The 14,167-nt window shown below is 74.4% G+C and carries 13 protein-coding genes and 1 pseudogene; 4 read left to right on the forward strand and 10 right to left on the reverse strand.

Annotated features, from left to right (window positions below; all coding sequences use genetic code 11):
• From Q1K26_RS27715 to Q1K26_RS27735, 5 genes and pseudogenes are all read right to left on the reverse strand, one after another.
• Complete coding sequence (locus tag Q1K26_RS27715; RefSeq protein WP_300019390.1) at positions 1-426, reverse strand: PIN domain-containing protein; 426 nt, start codon at positions 424-426, stop codon at positions 1-3.
• Positions 416-664, reverse strand: a complete 249-nt coding sequence (locus Q1K26_RS27720; RefSeq protein ID WP_300019392.1) for a hypothetical protein — start codon at positions 662-664, stop codon at positions 416-418. The genes Q1K26_RS27715 and Q1K26_RS27720 overlap by 11 nt, the downstream gene beginning before the upstream one ends.
• A 32-nt stretch (positions 665-696) precedes the next feature.
• Entirely contained in the window at positions 697-1,626 is a 930-nt protein-coding gene (locus Q1K26_RS27725; RefSeq protein ID WP_300019394.1) for a hypothetical protein, read from the reverse strand.
• Between the two features lie 691 nt (positions 1,627-2,317).
• A pseudogene (locus tag Q1K26_RS28935) lies at positions 2,318-2,797 on the reverse strand (TerD family protein); the annotation flags it as partial.
• 58 nt (positions 2,798-2,855) lie between these two features.
• Entirely contained in the window at positions 2,856-3,287 is a 432-nt protein-coding gene (locus Q1K26_RS27735) for a hypothetical protein (RefSeq protein WP_300019398.1), read from the reverse strand.
• A gap of 29 nt (positions 3,288-3,316) precedes the next feature.
• Between Q1K26_RS27735 and Q1K26_RS27740 the strand changes: the two genes are divergently transcribed.
• The 4 genes from Q1K26_RS27740 to Q1K26_RS27755 all read left to right on the forward strand — a co-directional run bounded on the left by Q1K26_RS27740 (position 3,317) and on the right by Q1K26_RS27755 (position 8,948).
• Entirely contained in the window at positions 3,317-4,999 is a 1,683-nt protein-coding gene (locus Q1K26_RS27740) for an Hsp70 family protein (protein WP_300019400.1), read from the forward strand.
• Positions 4,992-7,079, forward strand: coding sequence for a fibronectin type III domain-containing protein (locus Q1K26_RS27745; RefSeq protein ID WP_300019402.1), 2,088 nt, complete (start codon positions 4,992-4,994; stop codon positions 7,077-7,079). Before Q1K26_RS27740 ends, Q1K26_RS27745 begins: the two co-directional genes overlap by 8 nt.
• 154 nt (positions 7,080-7,233) lie before the next feature.
• Positions 7,234-8,373: a DUF475 domain-containing protein gene (locus tag Q1K26_RS27750; RefSeq protein ID WP_300019404.1), complete on the forward strand. Its 1,140-nt coding sequence runs from the start codon at positions 7,234-7,236 to the stop codon at positions 8,371-8,373.
• The gene (locus tag Q1K26_RS27755) at positions 8,370-8,948 is read left to right on the forward strand and encodes a TerD family protein (RefSeq protein WP_300019406.1); all 579 of its coding nucleotides are present in this window, start codon (positions 8,370-8,372) and stop codon (positions 8,946-8,948) included. The genes Q1K26_RS27750 and Q1K26_RS27755 overlap by 4 nt, the downstream gene beginning before the upstream one ends.
• A gap of 53 nt (positions 8,949-9,001) precedes the next feature.
• On the opposite strand, the gene Q1K26_RS27760 is transcribed toward Q1K26_RS27755, so the two are convergent.
• The 5 genes from Q1K26_RS27760 to Q1K26_RS27780 are packed head-to-tail and all read right to left on the reverse strand — an operon-like array spanning position 9,002 to position 14,119.
• Positions 9,002-9,457: a tellurite resistance TerB family protein gene (locus Q1K26_RS27760; protein WP_300019408.1), complete on the reverse strand. Its 456-nt coding sequence runs from the start codon at positions 9,455-9,457 to the stop codon at positions 9,002-9,004.
• Between the two features lie 30 nt (positions 9,458-9,487).
• Positions 9,488-10,330, reverse strand: coding sequence for an HAD family hydrolase (locus Q1K26_RS27765; RefSeq protein WP_300019410.1), 843 nt, complete (start codon positions 10,328-10,330; stop codon positions 9,488-9,490).
• Positions 10,327-11,508: a cysteine protease StiP family protein gene (locus Q1K26_RS27770; RefSeq protein ID WP_300019412.1), complete on the reverse strand. Its 1,182-nt coding sequence runs from the start codon at positions 11,506-11,508 to the stop codon at positions 10,327-10,329. The genes Q1K26_RS27765 and Q1K26_RS27770 overlap by 4 nt, the downstream gene beginning before the upstream one ends.
• A complete protein-coding gene (locus Q1K26_RS27775; protein ID WP_300019414.1) occupies positions 11,505-12,923 on the reverse strand; it encodes a phosphoribosyltransferase family protein in 1,419 nt (472 codons plus the stop codon). The genes Q1K26_RS27770 and Q1K26_RS27775 overlap by 4 nt, the downstream gene beginning before the upstream one ends.
• A gap of 17 nt (positions 12,924-12,940) precedes the next feature.
• Entirely contained in the window at positions 12,941-14,119 is a 1,179-nt protein-coding gene (locus tag Q1K26_RS27780) for an HpcH/HpaI aldolase/citrate lyase family protein (RefSeq protein WP_300019416.1), read from the reverse strand.
• Between the last annotated feature and the right edge of the window lie 48 nt (positions 14,120-14,167).

The raw sequence follows: 14,167 nt of genomic DNA on the forward strand, positions 1-14,167 counted from the left end.
TCAGGTCACGGCCCGGACCCGCACCCCCGGCAGGTCGCCGACCAGTCGCGACAGGTCGTCCGGATCGCCGGTGATCACCACCGACGGCCGGGTGGTGAGGGCCGTCGCGGCGACGAAGGCGTCGACGGCGTGCCGTGAGTCGAGGTCGTGGCGGCCCAGTAACTCCCCGGCGGTCGTCGCGACGGTGCGATCGGTGTCGACGACGGGCAGCCGGGAGAGGACACGGTCGACCGCCGCTCGACGAGCCGGTGTTCGGGCCACCTCGGCAATGACCGGCGCCGGCACGCAGGCTCGCCCGCCCATCCGCTCGACCGCGGTAAGGACGGCCTGCGCTCGACGGGCCGACCGTCCACGCTCCCGGGGGAACGCGACCGCCGAGAGTGCCTCGCTGTCGAGCACCGCGACCACGGGCAGATCAGCCCGCACGGCGGTGCCCCTCGGTCACGAGTTCCCCCAGCTCGCGCGTGGCGTCCGCGACCATGTTCTCGTCCGGCGGGCCGAGCTCGACGGCGAGATCGTCCAGCAGCTCGCGAAGCCGGACCCGGTCCAGTTCGTGGCGCAGGGCCGCGGCCACGAACGCGCTGACGCCCCGCGGTCCGGCGTGGGAGCGGACCTGGGCGAGCAGCTCGGCATCGACGGTGGCCGAGAACTTGTCGGTGGGCACCGCAGGATCATACAACTATCCGATAGTGGTGGTCAGGGCGATTCGACAGCGGCGATCGCGTCCTCCGCGACGTCGGCGGGCAGGCGGGGGGCCACGCTCGGCTTGAGGCCCTGCACGATCTCCGCGTAGAAGGCGTCCACGGCCGCGTTCACGCTCGGGATGAAGGCGCGACGCAAGCCGTTGCGCTTCGTCCCGAGCGGCGCACAGAGCGAGAGTCGGAAGGAACGGACCTCCGCTGCCGGGTCCGGCAGCAGCGCCGCGGCGTTGTCGCGCACGTCCTTCAGCAGCTCGCACGCGGTCTGTTCCCGGCGGGCGAAGGCGACCTCGACCAGCAGCGTGTTCGGGGCCTCCTTGAGCTGGCGCAGGATCCAGTTGACGCGGCGCGCTCCGGATCCGTCGCTGGGCGCGTCGACCTCGATGGTGGTCCTGACCTGTCCGGTGCGCAGGTCGGCGGTCACACCCACCACGCCGATGGCCCCGGGGATGCGCAGCGTCGTGTGCAGCGTGCCATCGCCTGCGAGCCGGGTGACGGCAGCCTGTTCCCGGGCGGGGAGGTCCTTGGCGATCTTCCGCGGCAACACCGGGACGACCCCCACACCGAGCTGGCTGGTCAGGCGCAAGCACAGGTGACGGACCAGTTTCTCCCACGAGGTGGTGACCTGACCGATCTTCCGGTCGGTCGCCCGGAGAGTGCCCGCCGCGACGGCCTCGCGGACCGGTACCCACGCCGCGCCCATGTCGTCGAACCCGGCTGCGCCGGAACGCGGATGCCGGAGGTAGCGGACGAGCTCGGCGAGCAGCCACGCCTGCAACCGGTCGTCGACGCCACGGTGGGCCAGCTGCATCTGTGCCTCGTGGAGTACTTCCGACCACGAGATGTGATGCAGCGCCACCTTGCGGAGTTTGCGCCCGTCCACGTCGATCGGGTGCACCCCGCCCGTGGGTGCGAGATCGTTCGACAACGTGATGACCGCGTCGTACCCCCTGTTGACGGGCCAGATCGAGGTAGCTGTCGACCTGATCGGGTCGCAGGGAACTGGCACCGGTTTTCGTCTCGACCAGTGCGGTCCACACCCGGCCGGCCCGCGCCACCCGGATCACGGCATCGGGGATCAGGGTGCGCTCGTCGAGGGTGAAAGGCACCTCGAGGTAGGTCTCGATGGTGCCGGCCGGCCCGCCGAACCGGCAGACCAGGGCCCGCCCGAAGTCGCGGACGGCCATCATCGTCGACATCAGGGTCGAGGTCGCCCGCTTCTCCTGCTCCTCGCCCGTGCCCACGCCGGAGATCGAGAAGAGGCGGGCAGGTTGCCAGCTCGGGTCTACGGCCAGAGTGAGCGGGGCGAGAGTGGCCGCCGTCGCGCGCTTCTTGCCGGTGCGCACGCCGCGCTTTCGCGTGGCAGGCGCCGGGGTGGCCGGGTCCGCCGGAGCGGGCGCCTCGACGGCGGGATCCGCGGCCGGAGGCGGTACCTCGACGAGATCGGCCGCCGGGCCGGCCCCGGTCGCGGGCGGGGTCTCGGCGATCGCGCCGCCCGGCTCGCCGGTGTCTTGCCCGGACCGGGCGGCTTCCTGCCCGGGATCCTCGACGGTGATGCCGTAGTCCGTCGCCAGACCGGCGAGTCCGGAGTCCCACCCCTGGCCGACGGCACGGAACTTCCACTCCTCGCCGCGCAGGTAGAACTCACCGAGGACGATCGCGGTCTCGGTGCCGGCGTCGGCGACGTCGAAGCTCACGGTGGGCCGTCCGGCCGAGTCCAGCAGCACCAGGCCCAGATTCTGGACGTCGCCGAACCCCGCGACGTCCGCGTTGTCCAGGCTGGCGGCGATCACGACGCACTCGACGTTCGGCGGGAGGGTTTCGAGGTCGATGGACACCCGGTCCTCACCGGCGACGTCATCGGCCCGCTTGCCGAGCAGGCGCACCGACCCGTCGCCCCCGGCCGGTGCGTTGTAGAAGACGAAGTCCTCGTCCGAACGCACCCGCCCGTCGGAGCCCAGCAGCAGTGCGGACACGTCGACGTCGGTGGACCCGTCCGGATCCGACCATCGGACCACGGCCTGCAGCCGACCGTCCGCGATCTCGGAACGGTGTAGCAGGGAAACGTTCGCGCCCTTGGACAGCGCCTGATCGGCCACGAACCACGCATCGCTTGCCGCGGCCGAGGAGTTACCGGACGTAGCGTCGGGCGGACGGTCAGGGCGTGCGGAAGACCGCCACCCGGGCCGGGCGGACCGAGCGGCCGGACACCTCCAGGCCGGACTCGAGAAGCGTCGCGACCGTGCGGTCCTGGTCGGGCGACTCGGCGGCCACCACCTCCGCCGCCTCCATCTGCGTCCCACGGAACTCGTCGCCGACGCCCGGCGCCACCACCGTGCCACCGCGGCCGACCAGCAGCCGCTCCAGCCCGGCGGCCATCGCCTCGAACGCGGCCCGCTCGCGCCGGGACCGCGCGGTGGCGGCGCAGGCCAGCGCGTCGACGCGCAGGGCGTGCAGGTCGACCAGCAGCGCGACGTCCGGGCCGGAGGCCGTGGGCGCGTCGGTGAGCGTGGCCAGCACGGCGGCCTGGCGGGCCAGCGCGCGGGCCACGTCGTCGATCTTGTCGGAGACGTCCTGCAGCGTGGGCACGGACCGACGGTATCGCTAGTCTCGCGCCCGTGGCCGTCCACGGTATCGATCTCGGCACCACGAACTCCGCCATCGCCCGCACCGGGCCCGACGGGCGGCCGCAGGTGTTGGCCGGGATGTCCGGGAAGCCGACCACGCCGTCGGTGGTGCTGTTCGCCTCGCCCGGCGAGCACGTCGTGGGGGAGGGGGCGCGGCGCGAGGCCCGCCTGGACCCCGAGCACGTGTGCGCGCTGGTCAAGCGCCGCATGGGCGACGCGCAGTGGCGGTTCGTGGCGCACGGCAAGCCGTGGTCGGCGCCCGCGGTGTCCTCGCTGATCCTCCGGTCGCTGGTGGCCGACGCCGGGTTCGCGACCGGGGAGACGCCGGGCGCCGCGGTGATCACGGTGCCCGCCTGGTTCGGCGACGAGGAGCGCCGCGCCACCGTGCTCGCCGGCACCTATGCCGGCCTCGACGTCGTCGACGTGCTGTCCGAACCGATCGCCGCCGCGCTCGCCTACGGGTTCGGCCGCCTCGACGGGTCCCCGGAGCTGGCGAAGGGGCCCGCGCACGAGACCGTGCTCGTCTACGACCTCGGCGGAGGCACCTTCGACGCCACCGTGATCGAGCTGGCCGACCGCCGCATCTCCGTGCTCGCGGTGGAGGGCGACCACCAGCTCGGCGGCGCCGACTGGGACGAGCGTGTCGCGCTGCACCTGGCCCGCCGCTTCTGCGCGGAGAACCCCGACGCCGAGGACCCCCTCGACGACTCCGCGGGCGCGCAGGCGCTCGTGCTGGCCGCCGAGCGGGCCAAACACCAGCTCTCCGACGTCGAGCGCACCGACGTCGTCGTCACCCACGACGGCGCCCGCGCCACCGTCACCCTCACCCGCGACGAGCTGGAGGAGATGACGGCGCCGCTGCTGCGCCGCACCGTCGACCTGACCCGCGCCTGCCTGGTCGAGGCCACCCGCCGCGGCGTGCCGCGCGTCGACCGCGTGCTGCTCGTCGGCGGCTCGTCGCGCATGCCCGCCGTCGCCGACGCCCTGCTCACCGAGCTCGATCTCGATGCCCGGCTGCACGACCCGGACCTCGCCGTGGCCCGGGGCGCCGCGCTGTACGGGGAGAAGAAGGAGCTGGAGCGCATGGTCGCAGCCGACCTGCGCACCCGCGGGCGGCTGCGCGACGGCGCCCCGTTGGAGGACGCCGCCGACGCCGACCTGGACGGCGCCTGCCGCCGGGTCGCCGACGCCTACGCGGTGCCGCTCGCGCAGGTCCGCCGCGCCGTGGAGATCCGCGTCGACACCGTGGTGTCCCGCGGGTTCGGGGTGCTCGCCGTCAACTCCGCGGCCGGCCGGCTGGAGCCGACGTGGCTGGTGCACCGCAACGACCGGCTCCCGATCCGCACCAGCCGCAGCTTCGGCACGATGCGGGCCGACCAGTCCGAGATCCAGGTGACGGTCGTCGAGCAGCAGGGGCAGGCCGAGTCGTCGCGGCCCGAGGACGCGAAGGTGCTCGTCGTCGGTGACATCACCGGCATCCCGCCCGGCTACGACGAGGGTGCCGAGGTGCGGGTGACCTTCGAGATGGGCTTCGACGGGGTGCTGCACGTCACCGCGTTCCACGTCGACGCCGACATCCCGCTGACGCTGACCGCCACGACCGGCGCCACGCTGTCGCAGGCCGAGGTGGCGCGGGAGCGCGACCAGCTCGGGAAGCAGCGGCGCCGTGGCTGAGTCCGGCTCCGGGGCGTTCGACCCCAACGACTACCGCAAGCGCGTGCTCGCGGCCGTCGAGAAGCGCGGCGGCCCCGGGACGTCGGATCCGTTCGAGCTCTACGACCTTCCCGTCTCCGACGACCTGGACGACGCGTTCGTGGCCGGGCGGGTCGCCGAGGTCTGGGGTGCCTGGCAGCGCCAGCGCGACCACCCCAAGTACCGCGTGCTCGTCGCGCTCCTGGTGGACGGGCACGACGCCCGGTCGGCCGAGCTGCTCGACGCCGGTCGGCGGCGCACCGCGGCGGCACGGGTGCGGGCGCAGCGCGAGCAGCGCGACTCCGCCCGTTTCGCCCTGCTCGACGCGGCGGTGTCGCGGCTGGTGGCCCGCCACCGCGGGCTGCCCGCCGACAAGGTCGAGGGCCTGCACGAGGTCGGGGCGCTGGCCGGGCTCACCCGCGACGAGGTGACGGCCCGGCTGCGCCGCCACAAGCTGATCGACGGGGCACCCGCGGAGCCCGACCCCGGCATCGGTGTCGAGCGCCGCCGCCAGGTGCGCGCCCTGCTCGACGAGCTGGGCCGGCTCACCGACACCCCCGCCCCGTCGACCCTGCTGGCGCTGCTGGAGCTCGACCCCGCGGCGTCCGAGCAGCAGATCCGGGCCCGCGCCGCGGCGTGGCGGTCGCGGGCGCGGGAACTGCCCCCCGCGCGGCTGCGGTCGGTGCTCGACGAGCTGCTCGTGCACGTCGCGGAACTGCTCGAACCCGGCCGGTCCGCCGTGGAGGCCTACCTCGACGCGGTGACCGCCGACGTCACCGAGCACCTGCGGCCCCGGGTGCGGGCCGCCGTGCTGGTGGAGGACCGGCTCGTCGCCGACGACCACGCGCACCTGCTCGCCGAGGCCGTCTCCCTGGGCCTCGACGACGCCCGCGCCCGGGCGGTGCTCGCCGCGATCGCCGCCGAGCTGGGCGCGCCGGTCGACACGGCCACCGGCAGGCCCGCCGCCCCGCCCGGCCCGACCCCGCCCGCCCCGGCAGAGCCGGCGCCGGAGCGCGCGTGGGAGGCGCCGCTGAAGGCGGCCAGGGCCGCCCTGCGGGCCGCCCGGCCCGTGCAGGCGCAGCGCCTGGTCCGCGAGGCGCAGCAGCTGCTGGGCGAGGCGGAGCGGGCCGGCTCGGACGGCGTCACCCCGGTGCGGGCCGTCGCCGACGAGATCGACGCGGTGCTGGCCGACGCCGCCCTGCGCTGGAAGGCGGCCGGTGCCGCGCTCGCGGCCCGCCGGTGGACCGAGGCCCTGGACCAGCTCGACCACCTGCACCGCGCCGCCGCGGACGTGCCCGACCCGCAGGGCGGCGACCTCGACCGGCACCGGGCCCGGGCCGCCGAGGCGGTCCGCCGCGCCGACGACGCCACCGCCGCGGCCCTGGCCGGCCCCGCCGCCGAGCGGGCCGCGGCGCTCGGCGCCGTCCTCGACGCCTGTCCCGGTCACCCGGCCGCCGCGGCCGCGCTGGCCGCGATCCCCGTCGAGCCGCCCGCCTGGGTCCGGGCCGCCCGCGACGACCGCGGCGACGTCCTCGTCGTCTGGGAGCCCTCGCCCACGCCCGGTGTCGGCTACAAGGTGTCGAGGCTGCGACCCGACGGCGCCTGGCACGTCGTCGGGCGCGTCGCCGCCACCACGGTCGTCGACGGCGGCGCGCCCCCGGCCGTCGAGGCCCCCGTCTACGCGGTCGCGGCCGTCGCGGGCGGGCGGGCGTCGGCGGCCACCCGCTCCGACGAGCAGACCGTGCCCGACGAGCAGACCGTGCCCGACGCGGGGCCGGACGTTGCGCACGAGGCCGCCTCGCAGCCGGCCGTCCCGTCCGCTCCCACCGACGTGCGGGCGCGGCGGCGGCCCGACGGCACCGTCGTCGTGTCGTGGAACGGGCCCGACGGTGCCGAGTTCCGGGTCCGCTGCCGGATGCCCGACGGCCGCTGGCGGGTGGTGGGCCGCACCCGTGCCCGGACGCTCGAGGACGGCGGCGCACCGGCTGGGACGCTGCCCGAGTACGCGGTCAGCGCGGCGGCGGGCGGCGAGCGCACGGCCGAGGTGCCCTCCACGGGGTGAGCCGCGACCGTCGACGGGCGGCGGGACGACCGGCACCGTCGGGTCCGGTGTCGACTGCGGCACACTGGACGGCGCGCCCGTCCCCCGTGGATCACCACCGTCTACCGTGGCGGCGCACGCCCGCACATCGACAGGGGAACAGGATCACCAGGACATGAACCTTCGGATTTTCGGCTGGTCGTACGCGGTGACGATCGTGTCGCTGATCATCGCGTTCCTGTACGGGAGCTGGGAGGCGCTGATCCTGTGCGCGATCCTCGGTGTCCTGGAGGTGTCGCTGTCGTTCGACAACGCGGTCGTCAACGCCACGATCCTGGAGCGGATGAGCGCGTTCTGGCAGCGCATCTTCCTCACCATCGGCATCTTCATCGCCGTGTTCGGAATGCGGTTGATCTTCCCGCTGATCATCGTGGCGGTGACCGCGGGCCTCAACCCGGTCGAGTCGCTGACGCTGGCCCTGGACAGCCGCGGCCGGCCCCCCGAGGAACCGGGCACCTACGCGTACCTGCTCGACCAGGCCTACCCGCAGATCGCCGCGTTCGGCGGCATGTTCCTGTTCATGCTGTTCCTGGACTGGATGTTCGAGGACCGCGACATCAAGTGGCTGCGGCCGATCGAGCACTTCCTGGCCCGCGTCGGAAGCGTCGAGCGGATCTCGGTGGTCATCGCCGTCGTCGCGCTGGTGCTGCTCTCGCAGTTCCTCGCCGACGACCCGGCGGTCGTGCTGCTCGCCGGATCCCTGGGCCTGATCACCTACCTCGCGGTGCAGGGCCTGGGCCAGTTCTTCGAGCAGGCGGGCCAGGCGCAGATCGACGAGGTCGCGGAGGAGGGCGGCGCGGCCGCCACCGGTTCGGGCCCCAACGGCCTGGTGAAGGCGACCGGCAAGGCCGGGTTCTTCCTGTTCCTCTACCTCGAGGTCCTCGACGCCGCGTTCTCCTTCGACGGTGTCATCGGCGCGTTCGCGATCACCCCGGACCCGATCATCATCGCGCTGGGCCTGGGCCTCATCGGCGCGATGTTCGTCCGCTCGCTCACGGTGTTCCTGGTGCGCAAGGGCACGCTGGCCGACTACGTCTACCTCGAGCACGGCGCGCACTGGGCGATCGGCGCGCTGGCCGTGATCCTGCTCATCGGGATCGGCCCGTTCCACGTCAACGAGATCGTCACGGGCCTGATCGGCGTGGTGTTCATCGGCGCGTCGCTGTTCGCGAGCATCCGCCGCAACCGGCGGCTGGCCGCCGAGGGCATCGACACCCAGAAGACGGCCGACGAGCTGGCGGCGGAGCGAGCATGAGCGTCAGCCTGCAGAAGGGGCAGAAGGTCTCGCTCGCCAAGCGCGGCGGCGGTTCGCTGTCCGTCGTCCGGATGGGCCTGGGCTGGGACGCGGTGCGCAAGCGCGGCCTGTTCGGGTCGAGGAGCCAGTCGATCGACCTCGACGCCTCGGCCCTGCTGTTCGACGCGGGCGGCACGCTGGTCGACGCCGTCTGGTTCGGGCAGCTCCGCAGCAAGGACGGGTCGGTCCAGCACACCGGGGACAACCTCACCGGCGCGGGCGAGGGCGACGACGAGTCCGTGATCGTCGACCTCACCCGGCTCTCGCCCGCGGTCACCCAGATCGTGTTCACCGTCAACTCGTTCACCGGGCAGGACTTCTCGCAGATCGAGAACGCGTTCTGCCGGCTGGTCGACGAGACCACGAACGAGGAGCTGGCCCGCTACGAGCTGTCCGGCTCCGGGCGGCACAACGCCCAGATCATGGCGAAGGTCGGCCGGGGCGGCCAGGGCGAGTGGACGATGACCGCCATCGGCGCGATCGCGTCGGGCCGCACGTTCCAGGACCTGCTCCCGGCCACGGTCGCGTACCTGTAGTCCGTGAGCGGCCACGGGTGCTCGGAGCGCCCGTGGCCACTCACGATCTCGTGCTACAGGTCGAACTCCGACGGCGCGATGCCGACGGCGAGGCAGGCCTCGCGCACGGCCTGCTGCTCGTCCTTGTCGAAGTCGCCGTCGGCGCCGCCGATGATGATGCCCACCTGGATCACGGCGCGGGCCGCGGGCGGGTCCTTCTTCAGCTTGCCGATCGTGGCGATCGCCTCGACCTTGCCGAACTCGTAGTCCGACTCGAGCTTCGAGGCGTAGAAGGTGAAGTGGTCCTGCAGTTCGCTGGGCTCGAACACCTTCAGCGCGTCGTTGCTGCCGATGAAGCCCGCGGTCTTGCGACGCTCGTCGGCGGTGATGGTGCCGTCGGCGGCCGCGATGAGCGCGCACATCGCCATGCTCGCCTTGGCGAAGTCCTTGCTCTTGTACTTGCCGACCTGGGTGGTGGTCGTGGCCTGCAGATCGGCGAACCGGCTCTTGAGCGTGTCGAAGAAGCCCATGGTCTCGCTGTCGTCCTCTCGTCGGAGGGTTCACACCCTGCCATGTGCCGGCGTGCGGCCGTGCACCGCCGACCGTCGTAGTGCCAACTCCCGGAGGTGCCCCAGGAGTTCCGCGCCCGCCGCGCCGCCGCGGGCGGCGGTGACGACGAGGCCGTCGCGGGTCCAGCCGGTGTCGTGCAGCTCGCCGTGCGCGGGACGCACGGCGAGGTCGGCGGCGTCGAGCAGGTCGGCGTCGAGCAGCGAGTCGCCCGCCGCGAGCGTCAGGTTCGCCCCGAGCCGATCCGCGACCTCGCGGGCGGCGGAGGACTTCCGGAGCTCCCGCGGCACGGCGTAGACCTTGCGGCCCTGCAGCGACACCGACCAGCCGCGCTCGTCGCACCACGCGGCCAGCGCCTGCACCCAGCCCGCGGGAACGGCGGAGCGGTCCACGACCGCGTAGCAGAACAGCCCGCTCGCCGTGCGCCGGTTCAGCACGAAGCTCCCGCTGACCGCGCTCAGGTGCTCCTGCACCTGCGCGAGCGGCGCGGACCCGCTCAGCCGTTCCCGGACCAGCGTCGTCCACGCGGGGTCGGGCTCGCCGTCGACGAGGACGTGCCCGCCGTTGGCGGCGATCGCGTGGCGAGGCGGCGGCCCGGGCAGGTGCACGCGGGCGAGCTGCTCGGGCGTGCGCGTCGTCGTCGGGACGATCTCGGCGACCTCGCGCAGCGCGGCGAGCGCGGCCACGGCGTCCTCGGTCATGAACGACAGGGGCGCGCCACGGTAGACCTCCACGCACAGCAGGCGCGGCGCCTCGTGGTCGGGCATCGTCAGGTCGAGGGCGGCGGCGGAGTAGATGAGGGTGCGGTCGAGGTCGAGGAACGCGACGACGCTCATCGCGCGGCACCGACCCCGGGCCCGCCCGCGGCCCCGACCGCCGGGACGGCCCGCCCGTCGGCTCCGGTCGCGCCGCGGGTGAAGCGCGGGTGGATGACGCCGACGCAGCTGTAGGGCAGGTCGTCCACCTCCTCGACCGGGACGCCGCGCTGGGCGGCGAGCAGCCGCACGTGGGCCAGGTCGGCCTGCGGGGCGCCCGCCCGCGTCAGCACCCTCCACGGGACGCGGCGCAGCAGCACCCGGGTGGTCTCCCCGACGCCGGGCTTGACGAGGTTGACGTCCCCGATGCCGTAGCGCTCGACGATCCGCTCCACCGCGGCCCAGCCGGCGTGGTCGGGCTCGCGGTCGGTGGGTGGCCGCGGGTCGTGGACCTGCGCGAACCCCGCGGTGACCGTGTCGAGGAAGTCGCCGGAGACGTCGGAGGGCGCCAGCTCGGCGTAGAACTTCGCGCCGTGGTATTGCCCGGGCCCGATCAGCCGGTCGTTGAGGACGGTGCGGCTGACCAGCCCCGACACCGTCGAGTTCAGGCACGCCGAGGCGATGAGCCAGTCGTCGCGGGTGCCGAACGTGCGGGCGCAGCGGCCGGGGTCGGCGAGCACGGCGAGGTCGGGGTCGAACGCGGTGCCCCGCAGGGCCGCGGCCAGCTCGCGGTTGATCGCGCCCTTGCCCGTCCAACCGTCCACGAACACGACGCGGGCGGGGTCGTGGTGCGCGGCGAGGTGGTCGAGCGCCACCCGGTCGATGCCGCGTCCGCGCACGATCGACACCGCGTAGTGGGGCAGGTCCAGGCCGTGCCGCGCCGCGGCCCAGCGCCGCAGCAGGATCCCCACCGGGGTGCCGGCGCGGGCCAGTGAGGCGAGCACGACGTCCGGGCCCCGCTCGCGCAGCACCAGCTCGGTGACCACGCCGACCGCGTGGGCCAGCCGGCCGGCCGTGGCGTCCAGCGCGGCGCGGTAGAGCTCCAGGTAGGCGGCGTCGGGCTGGAACTCCACCGGCAGCGACTCCGCGTAGTGCGCCCCGCCGCTCTGGACGGCCTCCTCGCGCTCCTCGGTGGGCGCCTCCAGCGGCACGCCGGACAGGTCGGTGAGCAGCCACCCCACCTCGTCGGGCGCGTAGCTGCCGAACGCGGGGCCGCGCAGCGGGTCGGGCGTGCGTGCCGGCGGTGCGAGCTCGTTCACGGCGTGATCACCAGGGTGGTCCTCCGGGTCAGCGGGGCGAGCGCGGTCAGCAGGCCCTCGTGCAGGGCGGGCGTCTCCGCCGGGGGGTCGACGACGACCACGACGTGGTCCCAGCTCCCGGGACCGCCGAGGTTGTAGGCGTGCCGCGGTCCCGGGCCGTCGGCCGGGTCGTCGTGGGCGGGGAAGGTGATGCCGGTGCGCAGCGCGTAGCCCGGCTCGTCGACGACCAGCGCGGGGGAGCGGGTGGTGGTGGAGAACAGCACGGGCAGCCCGGCGTCGGCGACGACCTGGGCCAGCCGCAGGGGCAGCGCCATCAGCTCCTCGGTGCCCAGCACCAGCGTGCGCTCCCCGGCCCGGATCCCGAGCGCCGCGGCCAGCCGCGGCAGCGCCCCCGCCAGCTCCCGGTGGTGCGCGGCGAGGAACCCGTGCCGCCCGCCGACGGGCACCCCCTGCGGCCACCCGCGCTCGGTCAGCAGCACCCGCGCCGGCACCGCCGCGCCCGCCCCGTCCCCGGTCGCAGTGGTGTGGCTCTGCTCCCACCCGGTTGCAGTGGAGCCACACCACTGCGACTCGGCGGGGGTGGCGGCTGCGGCGGAGGGCAGCGTCGCGCGGATCGTTGCGGCCCGGGCGTGGACGTCCGCAGGCACCTCCACCGCCGCGCGGCTCAGGGACACCACGTCCATGCGGGCGCCCAGCTCTGCCACACCGTCGACCAGCGTGGTGTCGTCGGGTCGCGCGTCCACCAGCGCGGCCAGGACGTAGTGCTCCCGCGGGTGCGCCCGGTGCAGCGCCGTGATCGTGTTGAGCGCGGTGCGGCCGGTGCTCAGCTCGTCGTCGACGAGGACCAGCGGCCGGTCTCCGCGCAGCAGCCGGGGGTCCGCGGGCAGCAGCAGGTGGTCGGTGGCGTGCGAGTGCTCCTCGGCGAACCCCCCCGCCGCGGTGATCCCGGGCACCGGCCGCCGGGTCGAGTGCAGGTAGTCCGCTCCGAGGGCCTCCGCGACGCAGTGCCCGAGCGCGGTGGCCGTCTCCGCGAAGCCGAGCACCAGCGCGTCGACCGGCGGCGCGGCGGCGGCGGCCGTGAGGTGCAGGGTGATCGCCGCGCCCGGCTCGACGCGGACGGCCCCGTGCACGAGGTCCACCGGCACCGGGCGCGCCGGGCGCCCGGCCAGCGCGTCGGCCACCAGCCCGCCCAGCAGCAGCCCCGCGGCCCGGACCAGCCGCGGGTCGGTCGGGACGTGCTTGCCCAGCACCCGCGACACCAAGAGCTGCGCGCGCCGCGGGTTGTGCCGCAGCGCGATCCCGAGCAGGACGGACGGGTCGGCTCCGGGGCCCGACCGGCGCAACACGACGCCGAGCCGTTCGACGACCGGCGGAAGGAGGCACTGCGCCGGTGGTTCACTCGCACGCTCGCTCACGGGGGAGTCTGCACCCGCTACCGCGGCAGGCTGGCGGCCAGGAGGTCCACGAACGACACCCCGTCCGCGGCGACGCCGAACACCCGCGCCCGCAGCGCCGTGACCCGGGCCCACGCCATGTGCGGCCGGATCTCGTTCATCTTGTTCCCGTGGCCCGACGCCAGTACGCCGCTGGCGCGTCCGGCGCCCAGCACGGCCGAGGCGTCCCGGAACTCCTCCGAGCTCACCACCGACATCGCGTTGACGACGCCCACGTGGCTGGGGTGGATCGCCGTCTTCCCGAGCAGCCCGTTGGCCTTGTCCATCTGGACCTCGCGGATGAGGCCGTCGATGGAGCGGGAGACCAGGCGCCCGCGCAGCTCGGGGTCGTCGTGCTCGGCGAACGGCGAGGCCCGCAGCTGCGGTTTGAAGATCCGCTCGGCGGTCGCGTAGTACTCCCACACCGGCCCGGTGACGGTGTAGCCGGTGCCGTCGGCGCGCCCCAGAACGTTGACGACGTCGGCGATCAGGCTGCTCACGACCTTCACGTCGTAGATCGTGAGCTCCGGGGAGCGGCGCAGCCCGTAGAGGGCGCACAGGTCGGTGGCGCCGAGGCGGACGGCGAGGATGCGGCGGCGGTCACGGTGCAGCAGCGCGCGCAGCCGGGTGAGCTCGTCGACGCGGGTCTCGGCGTAGAGCACGGCGCCCGACTCGATCACCGGCATCGCCAGCAGCCGGCGCCCGCCGCGGGAGTGGTCGCAGATCCGGTCGGCGTCGTCGAGGGCGTGCAGGTACTCCGTGCCCGACGACGCGGTGAACTTGGGCAGCACGAAGCCGTCGAGGACGCGCACCGCGGCCCTCAGCCGGGCGACCAGGGCCGGCATCTGCCGGGGCTCGCGTACCCGCACGAACAGCAGTGGCAGCTCCGCGGACGTGTCGCGGTGCAGGTCGCCGAGCGCGCCGACGAGGTTGTCCTCCGCCGACTCGACCTGCTCGTCGGCGATCGAGTCCTCCAGGCAGACGACCACCGACGTGACGCCGGCGGCCGTCTGCTTGGCGATGTCGGTGACCAGCGAGGGCCGGTCGGCCGGCATGTACAGCGTGGCACCGAGCGCCACCGAGAGCAGCTCGCGGCCGCTGTCGCGGCGGAAGTGCTCCGGTGGCGTCTCGAACAGCACGTCCAGCTCGGACGCGCCCAGGAACCCGAAGTGCCTCACCGCAGTGCCTCTCTCGAGATCGACCACGGCGCTGTGGTACCCGGAAAC

This window comes from Pseudonocardia sp. (assembly GCF_029263155.1).
Taxonomy (GTDB): Bacteria; Actinomycetota; Actinomycetes; order Mycobacteriales; family Pseudonocardiaceae; genus Pseudonocardia.